We start from the raw sequence: 13890 nt of genomic DNA, 5'->3' as shown, positions 1-13890 counted from the left end.
AGGTTGCTCAAGGATGGGGCAACGAGCGAGGATCGCGAACAGTCCAACGACCTGCTTCAACCGTCGCGATAAAGTCTGCCAAAAACAGGTTAAACCAGTCTGGTTCTTCCAGATTAATCGTGTGTCCGGTTTTGGGTAGCATCAAGAGACCGCAAGCGGGAATAGTCTTTTTCAGAAAGATCCCTGGTGCGATGCATTGGTCGTCTTCGTCCCCATTGATGACGAGTGTCGGGACATGCATGTTTTTGAGTTGAGACTCAAAATCGTAGATCGACGGGCGTGAAGCCTGGACACCTCGCATGGTATTGGCAGCACCGAGGCTATCGTGCTCGCCCAGTTGAGTGGCAAATTCTTGCCAGCCGCGCGGACTTTTATTCTGGAGTTGCACTCGAGTGGGACCGAGGGCATAGGTTTTTGCGAGCTCTTTTGCGCCAATTTTTTCAAATTGATCCGCGGTGGCGCGTGATTTGGCGCGCATGATCTCTTGCGTGGATTTTTCTGCGGCGTAACCCGCGCCTGCGACGGTGAGTGATAACGCACGCTCGGGTGCGGTGAGGCCGAAATGCAAGGTCGCGAAACCACCCATTGATAAGCCGACGATATGCGCGCGTTCAATTTTGGCGGCATCCATCACCGCGAGGATGTCTTGCACTGCATTTTCCTGTGAATAGGCGCTGACATCCTTGGGGACATCCGAAGGCAGGTAGCCACGCGCGGAATAGGTGATGCAACGATGGCGACGTGAAAAATGGCGCATCTGGGGCTCCCAGGCACGCCAGTCTCCCGCAAACTCATGCACGAATACGATGGGTGTTCCTTGGCCCGCTTCTTCATAGTGCAGGCGGATATTGTCTTTGGTGATAGCCCAACTCATATCGTCTCCTTGTCGATGGTATGGCGGCCGCGCAGGATGACTGCTGCGGCGAAAAAATTCAGGCCGGCGGCCAGGGCGAGTGGCAGCTGATATCCGCCACTCAAGTCAAATAACACGCCAAAAAAAGCGGGTCCCAGGGAAGACATCAGTTGCATCAGCATCGCGGCGATCCCAAAGATTGCACCAAACGAAGCCGCGCCGAACTCACGACGCACGATCAGTGGTGGCAGTGTCGTGATGTTTCCCGCCGAAAGGCCAAAGCCTAGCACTGCGATGATTTGTGCCCAAGTATGGTCATTGAAAAGAGCGCCCAGACTCAAACTGATGGCGGCATTGACTAAGACGCCGCAGGCGATCAGGCGAACATCAACATGATCGGAAAAGCGCGCCAGCAAAATCCGTCCGCAAAATGCCAGTACTGCGGCCAGTGTCACGCATAACGCTGTCGCCGAGGCGCCAATGGCGGGGAGTAACAAAGATACTTGATGGGTGAGGAAGCCGATTTGCACCATGAGAGCGAAACCGAAGGCGAGAGTGACCGTCCGCAAGGCGGTTGTGCTAAGCGCAGTCGCGCGCGTCCAGGTCCGCGAGGACGAAGAGGGTGTCTTGCCCGTCGGCGCGTCTCCATCAGGATATAAGCCGAGATCTTGCGGGTGGCGGCGCAAGATAAAAATACTGATCGGCCAAACAGTCATCAATACGATGAGTCCGACCATAATCATGGCGTTCGCAAAGCCGAACGCACCAATCAAGGCGAGCAAAACTGGCACACCGACCATCCCTCCGATGCTGGCCCCCAGCATGGCGGTGGACACGGCGCGTCCTTGATGGCGATCAAACCAGGGGGCGAGCGATGAAGTAATCGCAGTGGTCGACAAGCAAGACCAGCCAAGCCCCATTAAGGCAAAACAGGCGTAGACATGCCAGACTTGGGTGATGCCACTCATGGCGATGAAGCCACTCGCCATGACCGTGGCGCCGAGCGCCATGACTTTTTGCGGACCGTATTTGGAGATGGCACTGCCCACGAAGCTCAGTACAGAGGCATTCACCAGAAAGGCAAGGGTGAGGGCGGAGGAGACTAAACCAATCGACCAATCGTGCATCCGACTAATCGTATGGAGATAGACACTCGGCCCGTATAAAGCGAAAGACCAGGCGACGATCGCAATCGCCATGCAGCCTGCGACCATCCACCAGCCATGAAAAACTTTTTGTTTCAAGGCTGGTGTTGCCCAGGACATCAGTTTATGCCTCGAGTTGGCAGGCTTTAAAGGCTGGCAAGGCTTCGCAACGCGCGGACAACGCAACGAGGTTGGGGAAGTCGGCGGCGACTGCCACTTTTGGAATCATTTTGTTGAGAAAGAACCAACCGACCGCGACGGTCAGGCAATCGAGGCGAGCTTTGTCGCCACCTGGAAAAGTATTTTTGGCCGCGAGTTCTTCAAGCATGACCAGACTGGCGCGAACTTGTGCGCCGAGACCATCGATGAAGGGTTGATGGACTTTTTCAGCAGGGCGCTTGAGGGGTTCGTACAAAATCTGAATCGCCTTGTCCAAGCCGCTAGTCATCAAGGCGCAGTGCTGCAGGATATGGCGACGCTCAGCACCGCTTGCGGGCAAGAGTTTTTGACCGGGTGTCATCTCAAGCAGGGTATCGATGATGGCGGAGCTTTCAACCAGGTGTTCACCATTGTCCATCACCAGGACAGGCACTTTAGCGATCGGGTTGTACGTCTTGATGGCTTCGACGTCTTTGGCAGTCGACAGGCTTTTGTGCTCGTAAGCAATGCCCAGGGTTTGTAAAACGACGCCAACACGGCGAACAAAGGGTGAAACGTAGCGGCCAACCAAAATCATTGTGATCTCCGGTGTGTGGATGTTGTATATGAGTGTTGTTGTTTGATTTACAGTCGAGTATCGCTCATATTTGTACTTCTACCAAGAGATCCGGAATATGCCTTTGAATACACAAGCTCGAGCCATGAAAAATTCTCTCATGTTGTTGATATTGCTGGGTTTAGCCTCTGTCGGACAGGCTCAAACGACCACGCCAACCCCCAGGATCGATATGGGGGATTTCAAAATCGATCTTACTGAGGTCAGTATCGGGCGCTTTGCCGAGTATGCCCAGCGTAAGGGCATACAGACTGAAGCCGAGCGAAGTGGTGGTGGCTTTGAATATGTCATGGGTTGGCAAAAACGCAAAGGGTGGAATTGGAGGACTCCTTTTGGTGGTCCCGCCCAACCTGATGAGCCTGCCGTGCACCTGAAGTGGGACGAAGCCCGGGCTTTTTGTCAGGATGCGGGCGGGGATTTACCCACAAAAGCGCAGTGGCAGCGCGCTGCTTACACAGAACAGCGTCAGAACCCCCCTGCGCCTTACATTCAAGGCAAAACCTATGAGTATCCGACGGGAGACACCGGGGAAGGGGCTAACGTGAAGGGTGGCGCCGACGGCTGGGAGCGCCACGCACCAGTGGGTCGTACGCGTGCCGGAGTCAACGGGTTGTATGACATGGGGGCGAATGTTTGGGAGTGGTTGCTGGACACGCAGGGCAAATCCCATCTGACAGCCGGCGGCTCCTGGTGGTACGGTCCGTCCCAGATGCGGTTAGAGGGCATGCAGTACAAGCCAGACGATGTCTATGTGGTCTACATTGGCTTTCGCTGCGTATACTAAGCTCTTGGAGCATTAACGAGATTCAGTTCGTCTATTTTTAGGAGATACCTCCGTGTCAACGCCCATTAGTGCCTTGAACCCCGATTTTGCCGTCGCACCTCAGTTACAGCCGGGTGACATGGCTGCTGTTGCCGCAGCGGGCTTTAAAAGCGTCATCATTAACCGCCCGGATTACGAGGCGGGCCCCGATCAGCCGACGGCGGCCGAGGTGAGCGCGGCGGCAAAGGCTGCTGGCCTGGCTGTCGAATACCAGCCGGTCATCAGTGGTGGGATGACCGCTCAGGACGTCGCACGCTTTACCGAGCTGCTCGCGACGATGCCCAAGCCGATTTTGGCGTATTGCCGTTCGGGTACCCGCTGTACTGTTTTGTACCGCGCCGCGACTGGAAACTCTTGATTTGGATCAATCCCCCGCGTAATCCCTGTTGGGATATCGCGGATTAAGGTCTAGTATTCAGCCATGTAGTTCTCTCAGGAGGCAAGACCATGATGTTCAAAAAAATATTGATTCCAACTGACGGCTCAGCCCTGTCAGCGCAGTCCGCCAACGCGGGCATTTCATTCGCCCGTTCGACGGGTGCCGAGATTGTGGCGCTGCATGTATCTCAGCCTTTTGCGGCAACGATGGGTTTCGACGGAATGTCCGCCGCTTATGCGATCACGGACGAGGACTATGACAAGGCCAACGCTGAACAGGCCAAAGTTTATCTAAAAGGCGTCATGGATCGCGCCGAAACTGCGGGCGTCAAAGCGACTGCACACGCAGTCTCCAATTTCAATATCGCAGACGGTATTGTTCAGGCGGCGACCGATTATCAGTGCGACATGATTTTTATTGGCAGCCATGGCCGTAGCGGACTGTCACGTTTGTTGCTCGGTAGTGTGACCACAAAGGTTCTGGCACTCACTCATACGGCCGTGCTGGTCTATCGCGTCAAAGACGAACCCAAGGCTTCCAAGTAAAGCGGTTGGTGCGCTGCTGTTGAGTGGCGCTTTTGCCTGATAAAACCATACGCTCTGTGTGGTGATTGAGTCTTGGCGTGTGGTTGTTGAGCGCTTGCACTCGCACTGAGCGATTTGGTGGCTTATGATAGTGCACACGCTAGGCTCAAGTGTGGCAGCCGTCGCTGCCCGTGAAGCCTCAGGAGAGCGCATATGACTATCAAAGTCGGTGATCGGGTACCCGATGCCACACTCACAGAATTCATCGAAACCGAAACAGCGGGTTGCACCCTCGGTCCGAACGCTTTCAAAGTTTCCGACCTGGTCAAGGGTAAGAAAATTCTGATGTTCGCATTGCCTGGCGCTTTTACGCCAACATGCTCCGCCAAACACGTCCCAAGCTACGTTGAGCATTTCGATGCCATCAAAGCCAAGGGCGTCGACGAAATCTGGTGCGTTGCAGTCAATGACGCATTCGTGATGGGTGCCTGGGGCCGTGATCAGAAAGTCGGCAACAAGGTTCGCATGATGGCGGATGGGTCGGCCGAATGGACCAAAGCACTGGGTCTGGAGCTTGACCTCAATGCACGTGGCATGGGCATTCGCTCACAACGCTACGCCGCCTACATCGTTGACGGCGTGGTGAAAGTTTTGCATGTCGAAGGTCCAGGCAAGTACGAAGTCAGCGATGCGGCTTCGATGCTCAAGGCGATCTAAGCGAATTGCTTTATTTGCGGGTTGGGCCTGACGGACTGGTTTCGTCACGCTCATCGCGCATGTCATCCCGCCTAATGGGGACTGGTGTCCTGCGTGGGCGGGATGTTTTCTTGTTCAGATGATTTCAACTCTCGGTTCCTTCCCTTCACTGTATCTTGCCACCTTGCTGATGCTGGCAAGTACCGGGCTATTCAACACGTATATCGCGTTGAAATTGTCAGCGGAGTCAGTGAGCGCCTTTTGGATCGGGACCCTGATCTCGGCGTATTACCTTGGTTTGGTTTTTGGTGCTCGTATTGGACATCGGCTGATTGTCCGTGTAGGACACATTCGCGCCTGTGCGACAGCGGCGATCTTGTCGATTTGCGCCGTATTGTCACAAAGCCTGTTCGAGTCCTTGCCTGTCTGGATTGCTTTGCGCTTGATCGTTGGCGTAGCGATGTCCGTTCAATACATCGTGGTGGAAAGCTGGCTCAACGAGCAGACAGAAAACAGTCATCGCGGACGTGTCATGTCCGTCTATATGGTCATGTCTGGTTCAGGCACCGCACTTGGACAACTCGCGATTACGCTTTACCCAACGCTGGATTTACGCCCGTTGATTTTTGTCGCGCTTTGTCAGGCACTGAGCTTGCTGCCGATTGTGCTGACTCAGCGCAAGCTTCCCATTCCACAATTGCCCGCGCCGATCGATTTCCCATATTTTTTCAAAGCAGCGCCTCAGGCATTGTTCACGGTATTTTTAGCTGGAAATATTTCAGCGTCGTTTTATGGTTTGGCCGCGGTGTTCGCGCTCGGACAAGGCCTCAGCACGCCACAGATCGCGCTTTATACAGCCACCAGTGTGATTGCCGGTCTTCTCGCGCAGTGGCCGATGGGGTGGCTCTCTGATCGGACAGACCGCGCCAAGTTGATTCGTAATAACGCAGTGATCTACACCGTGATCGCAGTGCTGATGTGGGGCTGGATGAGTTGGCCGTACTGGGTGATGCTTATTTTTGCTGCAGGCTTTGGTGTGATTCAGTTCACTTTTTACGCTTTGGCTTCGAACTTTGCCAATGACCGCGTGAGTGCGGAAAAGCGCGTGGGATTAGCCGCGGTGGTGCTGATGACCTATGGAGTCGGTGCCACGATCGGTCCCACGATTGCTGGCGCGTTAATGCGTGCTGGCGGGCCGAACATGTTGTATGTATTCAGTTCGGTGTGTGCCTTGATCCTCGTTTTGTTGATGTGGCGGCCTAAATGGATTCGGTAAGTCAGATCGCCCTCGGGGCCGCCCTTTCGGTTGGCGTGATGGGACGGCGCACTGCGGTATGGAAAGCCGCGCTTTGGGGTGGCATTGCGGGTACCCTGCCAGATCTGGATGCGATCATTAATCATGGTGATCCTATTTTGAATATGGTCCGCCATCGTGCTGAAAGTCACTCTCTGCTTTATCTGACATTGCTCTCACCGTTCCTGGGTTGGGGCTTGGCGAGACTGCAAGGAAACATGACGTTGTGGAAAAGATGGACGCTTGCTTTCTGGCTAGCACTCTTTACCCATCCTCTGCTCGATGTGATGACGGTGTACGGCACGCGACTCCTGCTCCCGTTGACGGATTATCCGTATGGTGTGGGAAGTATTTTTATTATTGATCCTCTGTATACCGTTCCGCTGTTAATCGGACTAGGTGCTGCATTGGTGCTCAAGTCAGTTCGCGGCTTGAGATGGAATTGGGTCGGTCTCGCTTTGAGTACCTTGTATCTCGTGTGGGGTATCGCAGCGCAAGCGTATGTCACCAAGCTCGCGCAAGCTTCTTTGAAAGAGTCCGGCATTCAAGCTGAACGTTTGTTAGTGAATCCCACCGCGTTCAATTCAGTCCTCTGGCGAATGGTTGCGATGACGCCAGATGCTTATTACGAGGGTTTCCGGTCACTCCTGGATGAGAAAAAACAGATCACCTGGAGACAGTATCCGCGCTGCGATGCGCTGGCGCGTTTCGCTACGAGCAATGCGGGTGTCGCCGCGATCGCGAAATTCAGTCACGGTTTTTATAGTCTTGGTCAGCAGGATGGACGCTTGACAGTGACGGACCTGCGTATGGGACAGGAGCCATATTATTTTTTCAGGTTTGATGTGAGTAATGAAAATGTAGCCCGCGCGGTTGGGCAGAGACCTGATATCGCGACTGCATTACCATGGCTGTGGACGCGCTTGACTGGCCATGATGTGCCTTTACCTGCCGCGGATCATGCAGGTCGATCCATTCAGGATGTACAGTTAGAACGTTGCGGATATTCCATAAAAAATAGAGGGGACGAGATTGACTCAGGTGCAGGCAAGACCAGGTAGGTGGTATTTCGGTTGGAACATCGTTGCGGCTGCGACGTTTGTGACATTACTCACGGTTGGGATGAGATTGGGGATTGGCCCCTTCTTTATCCCGATGGCCGATGATCTGGGCTTTAGCCGAACCTTGCTCGCGACGATTATCGCGGTGGGGATGCTGTTCTATGGAATCGGTATGCCTGTAGCAGGCATGCTGGTCGCTCGTTTCGGCACACGCTTTGTGTTGTTGGTCGGTACCGCCATTGTGATGGGTTCGGTACTTTGGGCGATCGTGGCGCGTGAGCCCTGGTCTTTCATGCTGTCGTTTGGTGTGCTGATGTCTGTGGGACTGGCATTTACCAGTCCGGTTGCGTTGACACCCGTGATCAGCCGATGGTTTACACGCCAGCGCGGCATGGCACTGTTTTATCTGTCTACAGGCTCGATGGCCGGTATAGCCATAATGACCCCGCTGATGACCTGGGCCATTGAGTCCTATGGTTGGCAGGCCACCTTGCTCGCCTTTGCCGTCGTATTTGCCCTGCTAACCGTGCCATCTGCGCTTTTTATCATCAGTGATGTAGCTCCCGAAAATACGGATCTCCTGCCTTCGCAGATCAATGCTGAAAATAAAAAGAAAGCCGCTGCGGCCTCTGCGATGACTTTTTCCGAGGCTGTCCGTACGGTTGTATTCTGGAAAATTTGTCTGGGTCTGTTTGTTTGCGGCTTCAGTATGAATTTGCTTGGGACGCACGGTATGCCTATGCTCATGGACCATGGTTTTGATTCTGCGACCAGTGCGATGGGGATCAGCATCATCGGTATCGTGGCGATCTTTGGCACACTGATTTTGGGGCGGCTAGCGGATAAGCTTGAGCGCCGCAGTATTTTGGCGGTGATTTATTTTGTTCGCGGACTCGGGTTTTTTGCGTTGGTGATGGTGGGCACGCACGTCGAGCTTGTGGCGGCATCCTTTATTGGTGGACTGGTCTGGGCCGGCAGTATCGCGATGTCTTCTGCAATTTTGGCCGATACCTATGGCGTGAGGCTCGTGGGCGTGCTGTACGGCTTGGCTTATCTAGGTCACCAGTTCGGTGCGACGTTCAGCTCCTGGCTTGGTGGCTGGGGGTATGAGACTTTTGGCACGCACTGGGTCGCGTTCGGGATGTCGGGCAGCTTGCTGATTATCGCTGGGCTGATCTCGATGACTCTGCCGAAAAATGCAGTGCGTGGGTAGCGCTATACATTTTCATCAGGCAACAAAAAAGCGCCCTTGAGGCGCTTGATGTGTGCTTGGCGGAGCGGACGGGACTCGAACCCGCGACCCCCGGCGTGACAGGCCGGTATTCTAACCAACTGAACTACCGCTCCGCAGCGGTAAAAACTATTACTTAAACTACCCTAAAAGCCAGAAAAACTGGCGTCCCCTAGGGGATTCGAACCCCTGTACTCACCGTGAAAGGGTGATGTCCTAGGCCTCTAGACGAAGGGGACAGGACTAACAACTTCTCTTCGCATTAACTGGTGGAGGTAAGCGGGATCGAACCGCTGACCTCTTGCATGCCATGCAAGCGCTCTCCCAGCTGAGCTATACCCCCAAAAATTTCAGTACAGACCGCAAAAGAACCGAACTGAGAGAACTTTGGTGGTGCTGACTTCGATTAAGGCACCCGACATTTCTGTTGGATGTGTCGACAGCGAAGAAACGGGATTATGCACAAAATTTGGCGTTCGTGCAAGTCGGTCCATTTGTTCATACAGTCTAAAGTGCTTGGATTATTCGAAATGTAATGACTGTTTGGATGTGTAAAAGTATTAGGATGCTTATACAATACCCATAATAATTATGGGTATGATCAACGTCATCCCTCTTCGTCTTAATGACGCAAATGCTCTACGCCTCGTTCGCATGCTCGCTGTTGAGAGTGCAAATGTTTATATGACAGCGCACGCAAAACTTCGCATGCAACAGCGAAAAATTACGTTAAAGCAAGTTTTGTGTTGCTTGAGGTCGGGTTTCATTTATGAAAGTGTTCATCTGGATATCAAAGGAGATTGGAAGCTCACGATGCGCCACTCTATTGCTGGAGATGAAGTAATAATCGCCGTCGCTATCAAGCAAGGTAACCAGGGAAGGATGATCGCTGTGATCACAGTATTTTGAATGGGAAGAACTCACATGTATCACTACAAAGAATGTGGTTTGCAAAATGTCTGGCTGACCAATGGCTACGACATTTGTGAGATTGACGGAGAGGAGGCTATTTCAATCAGCGATGTGGACGAGTTGCACGAGGTCATTGGCAGAGCTGTTGCGGCCAAGTCCAATTTGAATGCATCAGAAATTAGATTTTTAAGAAAAGAGCTAGGACTCTCTCAAAAGCGTATGGCTGATCTCTTGGGTAGCACGGAGCAAACAGTTTCTCTTTGGGAGCGGCGAGGTCGAATGCCAAAGGGATATGACCGCCTCATCAGGCTTCTTTATCTTGAAAAAATTGACGGCAATGTCAAAGTTCAGGAAATCATCAATCGTTTGATTGAGCTTGATTTTCATCAAAGTGAAAAGCTCATATTGTCGGATACGCGTTTGGGTTGGCGTTTGGCTGCGTAAAGTCGGGATGTATCAAGACTCAGTCTAAAAATTAATCCCCCACTTCTCCCCGAAAAGGCGAGCTCAGGCTCCCGAGGTAATGATCCACGCCAGCCCTTTCACGCTCGAGAAACTTTTCTACAGCATCTGCAAATCCTGGATGTGCAAGCCAATGGACGGACTGGGTTTGAACAGGCTCAAAGCCACGGGCGAGTTTATGTTCACCTTGCGCACCGCCCTCGACAACGTCAATATCGTTGGCTAGCGCCCATTCCAGAGGGGTGTAATAGGCCAGTTCAAAATGCAGGCAATCGACGTGTTCGAGAGCGCCCCAGTAGCGACCATAGAGTTTGCGCTGGCCGTTGACCGTATCCAGCCACAGCAAGGAGGCGGCGATGGGTTGTTCACCGCGGGACGCAATGGCCATGACGCAATGCTCTGAAAGCTTTTCACCAACAGTCAGAAAAAACGCTGGCGTCAGATAGGGAGTGTTTCCACGCACGTGATAGGTGTTGGCATAGCAGCGATAAAAAAACGCCCAGTCCTCTGAGGTGATTTCGCTACCTGTGCGCACGCTTGTGGTGACTCCCGCGTCGCGGACTTTGCGGCGTTCGGCGCGGATTTTTTTACGTTTGGGTTGAGTCAGGCTCGATAGAAAACTGTCGAAATCGGGCCAGTCGCGATTAAACCAGTGAAACTGAGTGTGGGTGCGAAGCAGGCAGCCCGCTTGTATAAGGGCTTCGGTGTCCTCGGGGGTCGTGTAGAGAACGTGGAGCGAGGAAAGTCCGCTTTTTTGAGTCCATTGCAAAAGTGCGGCAGCAGCCAGTGCGCGATAGGCGTCGGTGGTCAGGAGCCTCGCGCCGGGAACCGGAGTAAAGGGGATGGCTGAGAGCCATTTTGGGTAATATTCCAGACCGTTACGCTGGTAGGCGTCCGCCCAGGCCCAGTCAAACACGAACTCACCATAGGAGTGTCCCTTGGCATAAAGCGGGATGGCCGCGACGAGCTGGTCGTTTCCCCACAATAAAAGATGCCTAGGTTGCCATCCAGTATCAGGAGCAACGCTCCCAGAGGTTTCGAAGGCATGTAGAAAAGCATGTTGGCTCAGCACCGAGCCGCCGGAGTTTTTGACCAGTCGGTCCCAAAGCGCCGGCTCGATCTCGGCGATACGTTCGATCGCTTGGAGTCTGAGGGCGCTCATCTGGTTTGCGCGTGTTGCTTTAAGCGCTGGCGTCGCAGCCAAGCGGCGACAAGTATCAGGACTGACAGGCCAAGGATGAGGCCATTCCCCATGCGTACATAGGGTGTGAGTCCTTGTTGACCTTGAATGGTGGTGTCGAGCACGCCTACGCGATTGGCAGGAAGCTGTGAGATGTCTTGACCGCGATGATCGATCGCGCCCGTGGCGCCGGTATTGGTTGCTCGCAGCATGGGGCGGGATGTTTCGATGGCGCGCATGCGAGACATTTGCCAGTGCTGTCTAAGCGCCCAGGAGTCACCAAACCAAGCGAGGTTGCTGAAGTTGGCCAAAATAGTCGCACCGTCGCGCACGGCTGGCAGCAACTCTTCACCGAAGACGTCTTCATAACAAATGTTGGGTGCAATCTGTTGACCATCAATCGCAAATGGTTTTTGAGTGGACGCCCCACGCGTAAAGTCACCGAGCGGAATGGACATCAGATTGACGAACCATCTGAAGCCAAAGGGCACGAACTCGCCGAATGGTACCAAGTGACTTTTGTCGTAGCGTTGCGCCATGGTTGCTTCGGATAGCTGCTGTACGGTGGTCTTATCATTGATGCCAATGACACTGTTCGTGTAATCGCCCGTTTTGCTATTAAATAAGGCCGCACCCATCAGGATCGTGCTCTTCTGAGCGTTGGCGACATCAATCCAGGCTTGCCAGGCGGCTGGTGCGATTTGATGTTGAAAAACGGCCATCACGGTTTCAGGTAACAGCACCACTTGCGGTTGCGGACTGCCGATGGGAACAGGGGTGGCGGCCAGGCGCAGGTGCTCCTGAATAATTTTATAGAGATGGTCTGGTGTGAATTTAATGCCTTGGTCGACGTTACCTTGAACGAGCCGTGCGACAAGCGGGGTACCAGCGGGAGTAGACCATTGGACCTGACTGAGGACCAGACCGATAAGCGCAAACGCGAACGCGAGCACACCAGTCAGGGCGTGGAGAGGTGATTGCGAACTCGATGGTATGTCGAGAGTGTCGATAATCTTTTTATTTCGAGTGTCCGATCGGGTTCCAACAAGCGCCGCAATCGCCGCTGCGCTAAACGCCGTGACAAAGGTCACACCATACAAGCCTAAAACGGTCGACCAACCCGCGAACCAACTATCGACATGCGCATAACCGATATTGAGCCAGGGAAAGCCTGTAAAAAGTGTGGCACGCAGCCACTCAGAAAGGGTCCAGGCGCTGGCCCAGGCAAAGCATGCCCAGAGCATCGCAGACAATGACGATCTGGAGACGGCTTTGACTTGATGTACGAGCCAGGCCGCGAGGCTGGCAAACAAAGCTAAATAGGCGCTGAGCGCGACAAGCGCGACGATCGCAAGCGGCATGGGCATGTAGCCATACACATGCATGCTGATGGTGAGCCAATACAGACCAACTACAAAGTGACCCAAAGCAAAAAACCAGGCTCTACGGGCCGCGTAGAGGCCGCCTGGCGCGCGCCAGATGCATGTGACGAGCCATGCCATGGTGCAAAGCTGCAGGGGGCTCAGTGCCCACTGGGGGAGAGGATTGGGCGCAAAGCTTAATGCGTGGACTGCGCCGCCAATGAGCAACCCGAGGACGAGTCGCCATTTCAGCCAGAGTGTGTTCACGCTGGCGGTGTCACGCGAACAGGTTCGGCCTTGCCGCGTGCTTTGGCGCGCAACCAGAGCGCGCGTCGTGCATCGGCGCGCATCACTTCGATACGCAAATCACCGTGCTGGCAGGCATCGCCTCTTTTGGGGATATGGCCAAGCTCATGCGCCAGCCAGCCACCGACTGTGTCGTATTCGCCGGTTGGCAGATCGGCGCCAAGTGCTTCGTTAAAGGCTTCGATCTCGGTGGTCGCCAGCAGACGCCAGGCGCGTACACCATCCGGGAAAATCGTTTTCTCGCCATCCACATCGTATTCGTCCTCGATCGCGCCGACGATTTGCTCCAGCACATCTTCGAGGGTGACCAAGCCGGTGATGCCGCCATGCTCGTCGATGACCACGGCGATGTGGTTACGATTACGCCGAAACTCTTGGAGTAAGACGTTCAGTCGTTTCGTTTCGGGGATAAATACAGCTGGTCTGACGAGGTCACGTAAAGTCAGTTCTGTGTTGAGCAGATGACGCAACAAATCCTTGGTCATGACCACGCCGATGATGTTCTCGCGGGAACCTTCGAACACGGGAAAACGCGAGTGGGCGGTTTCAATGATCTCCGGCATCAGTGTCGCGATCGGTTGCGACACATCGAGCAAGTCCATGCGTGCGCGTGGCACCATGACATCGACAGCTGTTTGTTCAGAGACCGCCAGTGCGCCTTTGAGCATCGAATAGGCGTCCGCATCAATCAGCTCGCGTTCGCGGGCCGCATCCAGTACGGCCATGATGCCTTCGCGGTCTTCGGGTTCGCGCCGAACCAGAGACAAAAGGCGATCTAGGAGGCGGGGGCGGCTTGGCTTGGCCGAAGGTGTTGAATGATCGGCAGCAGGATAGGGATCTGACATCGTCCGGGGACAGAGTTTAGGAGAGTTAAGGATAACCTGAAAG

15 protein-coding genes and 3 tRNA genes are annotated in these 13890 nt (G+C 54.0%); 9 read left to right on the top strand and 9 right to left on the bottom strand.

Annotated elements, in window-relative coordinates:
• Positions 1-7: 7 nt before the first annotated feature.
• From QWY30_RS03685 to QWY30_RS03675, 3 genes are read right to left on the bottom strand one after another with little or no spacing between them, the layout of a single operon-like run.
• On the bottom strand, positions 8-874 hold the full coding sequence (locus QWY30_RS03685) for an alpha/beta fold hydrolase (RefSeq protein WP_290238357.1): 867 nt from the start codon (positions 872-874) through the stop codon (positions 8-10).
• The gene (locus QWY30_RS03680; protein WP_290238355.1) at positions 871-2118 is read right to left on the bottom strand and encodes an MFS transporter; all 1248 of its coding nucleotides are present in this window, start codon (positions 2116-2118) and stop codon (positions 871-873) included. Before QWY30_RS03680 ends, QWY30_RS03685 begins: the two co-directional genes overlap by 4 nt.
• 4 nt (positions 2119-2122) lie before the next feature.
• Complete coding sequence (locus QWY30_RS03675; RefSeq protein WP_290238353.1) at positions 2123-2734, bottom strand: glutathione S-transferase family protein; 612 nt, start codon at positions 2732-2734, stop codon at positions 2123-2125.
• A gap of 124 nt (positions 2735-2858) precedes the next feature.
• On the opposite strand from QWY30_RS03675, the gene QWY30_RS03670 reads away from it, so the two are divergent.
• The 7 genes from QWY30_RS03670 (at position 2859) to QWY30_RS03640 (ending at position 8763) form a co-directional block, all read left to right on the top strand.
• Positions 2859-3557 (top strand): formylglycine-generating enzyme family protein, encoded by a 699-nt coding sequence (locus QWY30_RS03670; protein WP_290238351.1) that lies wholly within the window; start codon positions 2859-2861, stop codon positions 3555-3557.
• 52 nt (positions 3558-3609) lie between these two features.
• The gene (locus QWY30_RS03665) at positions 3610-3954 is read left to right on the top strand and encodes a protein tyrosine phosphatase family protein (protein WP_290238349.1); all 345 of its coding nucleotides are present in this window, start codon (positions 3610-3612) and stop codon (positions 3952-3954) included.
• A gap of 92 nt (positions 3955-4046) precedes the next feature.
• The gene (locus QWY30_RS03660; RefSeq protein WP_290238724.1) at positions 4047-4520 is read left to right on the top strand and encodes a universal stress protein; all 474 of its coding nucleotides are present in this window, start codon (positions 4047-4049) and stop codon (positions 4518-4520) included.
• A gap of 192 nt (positions 4521-4712) precedes the next feature.
• Positions 4713-5216, top strand: a complete 504-nt coding sequence (locus QWY30_RS03655) for a peroxiredoxin (RefSeq protein ID WP_290238347.1) — start codon at positions 4713-4715, stop codon at positions 5214-5216.
• A 118-nt stretch (positions 5217-5334) separates the two neighbouring features.
• Positions 5335-6471, top strand: coding sequence for an MFS transporter (locus QWY30_RS03650; RefSeq protein WP_290238345.1), 1137 nt, complete (start codon positions 5335-5337; stop codon positions 6469-6471).
• A complete protein-coding gene (locus QWY30_RS03645; protein ID WP_290238344.1) occupies positions 6459-7550 on the top strand; it encodes a metal-dependent hydrolase in 1092 nt (363 codons plus the stop codon). The genes QWY30_RS03650 and QWY30_RS03645 overlap by 13 nt, the downstream gene beginning before the upstream one ends.
• A complete protein-coding gene (locus QWY30_RS03640; RefSeq protein WP_435433360.1) occupies positions 7522-8763 on the top strand; it encodes an MFS transporter in 1242 nt (413 codons plus the stop codon). The genes QWY30_RS03645 and QWY30_RS03640 overlap by 29 nt, the downstream gene beginning before the upstream one ends.
• A 57-nt stretch (positions 8764-8820) precedes the next feature.
• On the opposite strand, the gene QWY30_RS03635 is transcribed toward QWY30_RS03640, so the two are convergent.
• The 3 genes from QWY30_RS03635 to QWY30_RS03625 form a co-directional block, all read right to left on the bottom strand.
• Positions 8821-8897: transfer RNA gene (locus QWY30_RS03635), tRNA-Asp, on the bottom strand.
• 47 nt (positions 8898-8944) lie between these two features.
• Positions 8945-9020 (bottom strand) — tRNA-Glu (locus tag QWY30_RS03630).
• A gap of 28 nt (positions 9021-9048) precedes the next feature.
• Positions 9049-9124 (bottom strand) — tRNA-Ala (locus QWY30_RS03625).
• A 254-nt stretch (positions 9125-9378) separates the two neighbouring features.
• Here QWY30_RS03625 and QWY30_RS03620 point away from each other — a divergent pair.
• Positions 9379-9690 carry a DUF4258 domain-containing protein gene (locus tag QWY30_RS03620; RefSeq protein ID WP_290238342.1) on the top strand — a complete coding sequence of 104 codons (312 nt, stop codon included), beginning with the start codon at positions 9379-9381 and terminating at the stop codon, positions 9688-9690.
• A 15-nt stretch (positions 9691-9705) separates the two neighbouring features.
• Positions 9706-10137: a helix-turn-helix domain-containing protein gene (locus QWY30_RS03615; RefSeq protein WP_290238340.1), complete on the top strand. Its 432-nt coding sequence runs from the start codon at positions 9706-9708 to the stop codon at positions 10135-10137.
• 31 nt (positions 10138-10168) lie between these two features.
• Here QWY30_RS03615 and QWY30_RS03610 read toward each other — a convergent pair whose 3' ends face one another.
• From QWY30_RS03610 to QWY30_RS03600, 3 genes are read right to left on the bottom strand one after another with little or no spacing between them, the layout of a single operon-like run.
• Entirely contained in the window at positions 10169-11317 is a 1149-nt protein-coding gene (locus QWY30_RS03610; RefSeq protein ID WP_290238338.1) for a GNAT family N-acetyltransferase, read from the bottom strand.
• Entirely contained in the window at positions 11314-12963 is a 1650-nt protein-coding gene (lnt, locus tag QWY30_RS03605) for an apolipoprotein N-acyltransferase (protein WP_290238335.1), read from the bottom strand. The genes QWY30_RS03610 and lnt overlap by 4 nt, the downstream gene beginning before the upstream one ends.
• A complete protein-coding gene (locus QWY30_RS03600; protein WP_290238333.1) occupies positions 12960-13847 on the bottom strand; it encodes a CorC family transporter in 888 nt (295 codons plus the stop codon). The genes lnt and QWY30_RS03600 overlap by 4 nt, the downstream gene beginning before the upstream one ends.
• Positions 13848-13890: the final 43 nt, after the last annotated feature.

It is taken from the genome of Zwartia panacis, assembly GCF_030410395.1.
GTDB classification, from domain to species: Bacteria; Pseudomonadota; Gammaproteobacteria; order Burkholderiales; family Burkholderiaceae_B; genus Zwartia; species Zwartia panacis.
The sequence above is the reverse complement of the archived record's forward strand: the minus strand, read 5'-3'. Positions and strand labels throughout refer to the sequence as shown.

What these genes read in the sequence shown, in the direction of transcription:
- QWY30_RS03645 (WP_290238344.1), top strand. Translation starts at nt 6,459, where the DNA reads ATGGATTCGGTAAGTCAGATCGCCCTCGGGGCCGCCCTTTCGGTTGGC.
- QWY30_RS03650 (WP_290238345.1), top strand. Translation starts at nt 5,335, where the DNA reads ATGATTTCAACTCTCGGTTCCTTCCCTTCACTGTATCTTGCCACCTTG.
- QWY30_RS03660 (WP_290238724.1), top strand. Translation starts at nt 4,047, where the DNA reads ATGTTCAAAAAAATATTGATTCCAACTGACGGCTCAGCCCTGTCAGCG.
- QWY30_RS03685 (WP_290238357.1), bottom strand. Translation starts at nt 874, where the DNA reads ATGAGTTGGGCTATCACCAAAGACAATATCCGCCTGCACTATGAAGAA.
- QWY30_RS03670 (WP_290238351.1), top strand. Translation starts at nt 2,859, where the DNA reads ATGAAAAATTCTCTCATGTTGTTGATATTGCTGGGTTTAGCCTCTGTC.
- QWY30_RS03655 (WP_290238347.1), top strand. Translation starts at nt 4,713, where the DNA reads ATGACTATCAAAGTCGGTGATCGGGTACCCGATGCCACACTCACAGAA.
- QWY30_RS03610 (WP_290238338.1), bottom strand. Translation starts at nt 11,317, where the DNA reads ATGAGCGCCCTCAGACTCCAAGCGATCGAACGTATCGCCGAGATCGAG.
- QWY30_RS03615 (WP_290238340.1), top strand. Translation starts at nt 9,706, where the DNA reads ATGTATCACTACAAAGAATGTGGTTTGCAAAATGTCTGGCTGACCAAT.
- QWY30_RS03675 (WP_290238353.1), bottom strand. Translation starts at nt 2,734, where the DNA reads ATGATTTTGGTTGGCCGCTACGTTTCACCCTTTGTTCGCCGTGTTGGC.
- QWY30_RS03680 (WP_290238355.1), bottom strand. Translation starts at nt 2,118, where the DNA reads ATGTCCTGGGCAACACCAGCCTTGAAACAAAAAGTTTTTCATGGCTGG.
- QWY30_RS03620 (WP_290238342.1), top strand. Translation starts at nt 9,379, where the DNA reads ATGATCAACGTCATCCCTCTTCGTCTTAATGACGCAAATGCTCTACGC.
- QWY30_RS03600 (WP_290238333.1), bottom strand. Translation starts at nt 13,847, where the DNA reads ATGTCAGATCCCTATCCTGCTGCCGATCATTCAACACCTTCGGCCAAG.